Below are 6,157 nucleotides of genomic sequence, written 5' to 3'. Positions count from 1 at the left end.
GACATGCGACCTGCGACTTCCGACATGGGGGCCAGCAGGGGCAGGCCGCCACGGCCGTCGGTGACGGTTTCATAGGCGATACAGATGGCGCCGCTTTTCAGCAGGGCTTCGGTCTGGGGCAAGTCTGGCGCCAGATGCAGATAGGTGAACAGGGTTTGACCCGGACGCAGCATGGCACATTCGACAGGCTGAGGTTCCTTGACCTTGACGATCATCTCGGCTTTGGCGAAAACCTCTGCAGCAGAGGCCAAAATTTCGGCTCCAACAGCGATATAATCTGCATCGCTGAAGCCAATGCCGTTTCCGGCACCGCTTTGGACGAAAACAGTATGGTTTCGTGCTGTCAGTTCACGTACACTGGCCGGAACCATGCCTACGCGGTATTCATGGTTTTTTATCTCTTTAGGTACACCGATAATCATGCTATCCCTCGTCTATAGATTGGTGTTTCATGTTGCCAAAATGTTAACCAACATTTGCGCCTAGTATATTCAGGTATTGACAGGATTTGTGACCATAATTATAAAATAACTGGTGATTCTTACCAAAAAATAGCCAAAGGATGGAATAAAATGATGGAAGCTAAGAGTCGGCTAAAGGATTTGGACAGGATTGACCGCAACATTCTTAATGAACTGCAAAAGGATGGCAGGATTTCGAATGTTGAGTTGTCCAAGCGAGTTGGCCTGAGTCCTACACCGTGTCTGGAACGGGTTCGTCGCCTCGAGCGACAAGGTTATATCGAAGGATATGCCGCTATTCTGAACCCTCATTATCTGGACGCATCTCTGCTGGTGTTCGTAGAGATAACCCTCAATCGCGGGGCGCCTGATGTGTTTGAACAGTTCAACAAGGCTGTTCAGGTACTCGAAGAGATCCAGGAGTGTCATCTGGTTTCCGGTGACTTCGACTATCTGCTCAAGACCCGAGTCAGCGACATGTCGGCTTACCGCCGTCTGTTGGGGGAAACCCTGCTGCGTCTGCCCGGTGTCAATGACACCCGCACCTATGTGGTGATGGAAGAGGTCAAGCAGAGCAGTCGTCTGGTGATCAGCACCCGATAAAGCAGGTTATGCCGTGGTATCTTTTCCATATGAGACACCATGACAGTCAGAAACGAGCGGCCGGTCCGCTCGTTTCTTCTTGTAAAGATAATTGCAAATATGGCCCCGTCCCATCAGGCTCTGGCTGACAATCGATGGGCTTTTCGGGGATACTAGGCCCCCTTATTTCCTGCATTACATGTTTTCAGAAAGGAGCCGGAGTTTGGCCGATAAAAAGCTGTTTACTCCTTTATCAGGTACACAACGGATCTTCGAAGCCGTCTTGATCGCCATCACCCTGATGGCTGCTTATCTTCTGCTTGCCCTGTTGTCCTATCATCCCGCGGATCCCGGCTGGTCCCAGACCTCCTGGCAAGGGGAGGTGAAGAACCTCGCCGGTAGTGCCGGTGCCTGGCTCGCTGACATCACCATGTTTACCTTTGGGGCCTTCTCATATCTGGTGCCGCCGCTGGTGGTGCTGCTGGGCTGGAGTCTGTTCTGGCGCCCGAGCCGTCTGCTCGATGTGGATTACCTCACCCTGGGGGTGCGGATCATCGGCTTTATCCTGACCGTGCTCGGCATGTCGGCCATTGCCAGCATGAACTTCAACGATATGCAAAACTTCTCCGCCGGTGGTCTGGTGGGGGATGTGATCGCTTCTGCAGTGGTACCGCTGTTTGGCGGCGTCGGGGCCAACCTGATGCTGCTCTGCTTCGTGGCAACCGGCATCACCCTGTTTACCGGCTGGTCCTGGCTCACCATCGTCGAGCAGATCGGCGCGGCCTGTACCGGTTCTGTCAGTGCTGTTTACCACTTCCCGACCACCCTCGGCCGCTGGCTGACCGGTGGCTGGCGTCAACCCCGCAACGAGGGGCCGGATCCCTTGCTGGAAGGTGGGGTAGGGGCCATCGCGTTTGATGACGAGGAAGATGAGCCGCACACCAGCTGGACGCCCAAGCCCAAGGCCAAGAACCAGAAGGCTGCCTCCGAAGAGTGGCTGCCGGAACTCGACGACGATACCTTCGAGTTCGATCCCCAGTTTGATGATGAAGAGGACGAGCCGGCTCCGGCTGCCAAGCCGAAACGTGCGGTGGCGGCCGCCAATGGTCGCCGCAAGCCGGTACTGGCTGTGGCCGATGACGATGATGAGGACGATCTGGATCTGCCCTGGGCCGAAGGGGACGACGAGATCGCCGCACCTGTTGCAGTCGCACCGACCAAGCCCAAGCGTCGTCCGCAATCTACGCTGCCGCCGTTGCCGAGTATCGAACTGCTCGACCGTCCACCCGCCAAGACCCAGATGATGAGCAAGGATGAGCTGGATCGCATGGGTCGTCTGGTGGAGGCCAAGCTTGCCGACTACAACGTGCAGGCCAAGGTGGTGGGTGTCTATCCGGGTCCGGTTATTACCCGTTTCGAGTTGGATCTGGCGCCGGGCATGAAGGCGAGCAAGATCACCAACCTGTCGCGCGATCTGGCCCGCTCTTTGTCTGCCAGCAGCGTGCGGGTGGTTGAGGTGATCCCGGGCAAGACCTATGTGGGGATCGAGCTGCCCAACCGGGTGCGTCAGACCGTTTACCTGCGCGAAACCCTCGACTGCGATGCTTTCCGCGATAGCCGCAACCCGCTCACCATGGGCCTGGGTCAGGACATCGCCGGCGAGCCGGTGGTAGTGAACCTGGCCAAGATGCCGCACCTGCTGGTGGCCGGTACCACAGGTTCCGGTAAGTCGGTAGGGGTCAACACCATGATCATCTCGATGCTCTACAAGTCATCCCCCGATGACCTGCGTTTCATCATGATCGACCCCAAGATGCTGGAACTCTCCGTCTACGAAGGGATCCCGCACCTGCTGACCGAGGTGGTGACCGATATGAAGGACGCCGCCAACGCTCTGCGCTGGTGCGTGGGGGAGATGGAGCGCCGTTACAAGCTGATGTCGGCGGTCGGGGTGCGCAACCTCAAGGGCTACAACGACAAAGTACTGGCTGCCATCGAGGAGGGGGAACCTCTGCTGGATCCGTTGTGGCGCCCGGGTGACTCCATGGATCAGATGCCGCCGGAGCTGGAGAAACTGCCCCACATCGTGGTGGTGGTGGACGAGTTTGCCGACATGATGATGATCGTCGGCAAGAAGGTGGAAGAGCTGATCGCCCGGATCGCCCAGAAGGCGAGGGCCGCCGGTATTCACCTTATTCTGGCGACCCAGCGTCCGTCGGTGGATGTCATTACCGGTCTTATCAAGGCCAACATCCCGACCCGTATTTCGTTCCAGGTGTCGAGCAAGATCGACTCGCGCACCATCATCGATCAGGGCGGCGCCGAATCTCTGCTCGGTATGGGCGACATGCTCTACATGCCGGCCGGTACCTCCAACCCGACCCGGGTACACGGTGCGTTTGTCGATGACCATGAAGTGCACAAGGTGGTGGCAGACTGGAAACTGCGCGGCGAGCCGAACTACATCGAGGAGATCCTCTCCGGTGAGTCGGGTGGCGAAGGTGGCAGCGGCGAATATGGCGGTGGTGGCGACGAAGAGCTGGACCCCCTGTTCGACGAAGCGGTTGCTTTCGTGGTGGAGTCCCGCCGTGGCTCGACCTCCAGCGTCCAGCGCAAGTTCAAGATTGGTTACAACCGGGCAGCCCGTCTCATCGAGCAGATGGAGAGTCAGGGCATCGTAAGCTCACCGGGTGGCAATGGTCAGCGCGACGTGCTGGCACCGCCGCCGGTGCGGGACTAAGCCTCACCGTTTCATACTATCCCTGGCCATGCCCTCCGCGGGCGTGGCCTTTTATCGAGAGCGTCTTTATGAAGAGCGTGATGAAAAAACAACTGTTGATGGGTACCGTGCTGCTGATGGCCAGCAGCCAGGTGTGGGCCGATGCGGCCAGTGATCTCAAACAGAAGCTGGCGGGGGTGAGCCTCTTCTCCGCCAAATTTACCCAGACCGTCTATGACAGCAAGGGCAAGGAGCTGCAAAAGGCCAGCGGCGATCTGCTGGTGCAGCGGCCAAACCGTTTCAACTGGCACACCACCTCGCCGGACGAGAGCCTGATCGTGGCCGATGGTCAGGATGTCTGGGTCTATGATCCCTTCGTCGAGCAGGTGACCGCCCTCAAGCTGAAAGATGCGGTGCTCAACACTCCCTTTATTCTGATCGCCGGCAATGACGACAAGTTCTGGAAGAACTATGACGTGACCCAGCAGGGCGATGTCTACACCGTCACCAGCCGCAACAAGGATGAGCTGATTGCCTCCTTCCGTGTCACCTTCGACAGACAAGACAACATCAGTCGTTTCGATGTGAAAGAGGCGCAAGGGCAGTGGAGTGAATTCACCCTGAGCAGCTTCAACCGCAAGCCGGTGCTCAAGGGCAACGAATTTGTTTTCAAGATCCCGAAGGGGGTCGAGCTGGACGACCAGCGCTAATGAGCAAGCGGTCGTTGGATTGCTCGCCACTGCGCCAGTCAAAGGCGAGTGGCGTGACGCTGGGTGGTCAATACAGATGAGTAACTTGTCACTGGATTTTTCATCGGACTTTCGTCCGCTGGCGGCCCGGATGCGGCCGCAAAACCTCGACCAGTATATCGGTCAGCAACATATCCTGGGGGCTGACAAGCCCCTGCGCAAAGCCATTCTGGCGGGTCACTGCCACTCGATGATCCTGTGGGGGCCGCCCGGTACCGGCAAGACTACGCTGGCGGAGCTGATGGCTCACTACTGCCAGGCGGAAGTGGAGCGACTCTCTGCGGTCACCTCCGGTATCAAGGAGATTCGCGCCGCCATCGACAAGGCGAAGGAGAACAGCTGGCGCGGGGTGCGTACCATTCTGTTCGTGGATGAAGTGCACCGCTTCAACAAGAGCCAGCAGGATGTGTTCCTGCCTCACATCGAAGATGGCACCATCACCTTTATCGGTGCCACCACAGAAAACCCCTCGTTCGAACTCAACAACGCACTGCTCTCACGAGCCCGGGTCTATCTGCTCAAGCGACTGGAGGAGAGCGATATCCTCGCCATGCTCGATCAGGCGATGACCGATCCCCGTGGTATCAATGATCCGGCACTCACCTTCGCCCCCGGCGTCAAAGAGGCGTTGGCCAAGGCGGTGGATGGGGACGGGCGTAAATCTCTCAACTATCTGGAGCTTCTGGCCGACATGGCCGAAACCGACAGCACTGGGGCGCGGGTGATCGACAGCTCCCTGCTCGCTGCCGTGGTGGGGGAGCATGTGGCCCGCTTCGACAAGGGGGGCGATCACTTCTACGACCTCATCTCGGCTGTGCACAAATCCATTCGCGGCTCGGCGCCGGATGCGGCGCTCTATTGGTACGCCCGCATGGTGAGCGCCGGTTGCGATCCCCTCTATATTGCCCGCCGCTTGCTGGCGATTGCCTCGGAAGATGTGGGCAATGCCGATCCGCGCGCTATGCAGGTCGCCCTGTCGGCCTGGGATTGTTTCCATCGAATTGGTCCGGCGGAAGGGGAGCGGGCCATCGCCCAGGCGATCGTCTATCTCGCCTGTGCCCCGAAAAGCAATGCGGTCTATACCGCCTGGAAGGCGGCGCTTCATGATGCCAAAAACCTCCCTGACTTCGAGGTGCCGGTACACCTGCGCAATGCGCCGACAAAATTGATGAGCGATCTGGGCTATGGCGCCGAGTATCGCTACGCCCATGACGAGCCGGGCGCCTATGCTGCGGGCGAGCAGTATTTCCCGCCCGAGCTTGCCGGCAAGCAGTACTACCAGCCCACCGATCGCGGCCTTGAAAAGCAGATTGGCCAGAAGCTCGATTACCTCCATGAACTGGACAGGCAAAGTCCGCAGCAACGGGGCAAATAGCCCCTTTGTTACCTCGCATGGCTGAAAATTGGTCAGGCGTTTGAATATGCAGGACGGTTTGCGTGCCAAAGTCGGTAAAAACGACACAAATAGTCCCTGTTCGGGCGGGGGGGCGGTCTGCTACACTGCCCGTCTGACCCCGCTTGTCTTGGCCTTGCGCCATCTTCTTGATCTCGAAGGCCTGATAGTTAAGGCCCGATTCTGAAGACGATTGGGGTGCGCCAACCGATGTTAACTTCCGGATCTGTTTCCCAGCCCGTCATGACGACTC

At 58.2% G+C, this 6,157-nt stretch carries 5 protein-coding genes; 4 read left to right on the top strand and 1 reads right to left on the bottom strand.

Translation table 11 applies throughout. The features are described 5' to 3' along the window. On the bottom strand, positions 1 to 422 hold a 422-nt coding region (locus tag AB5Y92_RS11440; protein WP_368226807.1), incomplete at its 3' end, for an alanine dehydrogenase. A gap of 150 nt (positions 423 to 572) precedes the next feature. Here AB5Y92_RS11440 and lrp point away from each other — a divergent pair. From lrp to AB5Y92_RS11420, 4 genes are all read left to right on the top strand, one after another. Continuing rightward, a complete protein-coding gene (gene lrp, locus AB5Y92_RS11435) occupies positions 573 to 1,064 on the top strand; it encodes a leucine-responsive transcriptional regulator Lrp (protein ID WP_005300047.1) in 492 nt (163 codons plus the stop codon). Between the two features lie 202 nt (positions 1,065 to 1,266). Further along, a complete protein-coding gene (locus tag AB5Y92_RS11430) occupies positions 1,267 to 3,783 on the top strand; it encodes a DNA translocase FtsK 4TM domain-containing protein (RefSeq protein ID WP_368226806.1) in 2,517 nt (838 codons plus the stop codon). Between the two features lie 80 nt (positions 3,784 to 3,863). Next, positions 3,864 to 4,472, top strand: a complete 609-nt coding sequence (lolA, locus tag AB5Y92_RS11425; RefSeq protein WP_236295462.1) for an outer membrane lipoprotein chaperone LolA — start codon at positions 3,864 to 3,866, stop codon at positions 4,470 to 4,472. Positions 4,473 to 4,548: 76 nt separating this feature from the next. Then, a complete protein-coding gene (locus AB5Y92_RS11420) occupies positions 4,549 to 5,886 on the top strand; it encodes a replication-associated recombination protein A (protein ID WP_368226805.1) in 1,338 nt (445 codons plus the stop codon). Positions 5,887 to 6,157: the final 271 nt, after the last annotated feature.

Origin of the sequence: Aeromonas sp. R1-1, assembly GCF_040908495.1 — a bacterium.
GTDB lineage: Bacteria > Pseudomonadota > Gammaproteobacteria > Enterobacterales > Aeromonadaceae > Aeromonas > Aeromonas veronii.
The sequence above is the reverse complement of the archived record's forward strand: the minus strand, read 5'-3'. Positions and strand labels throughout refer to the sequence as shown.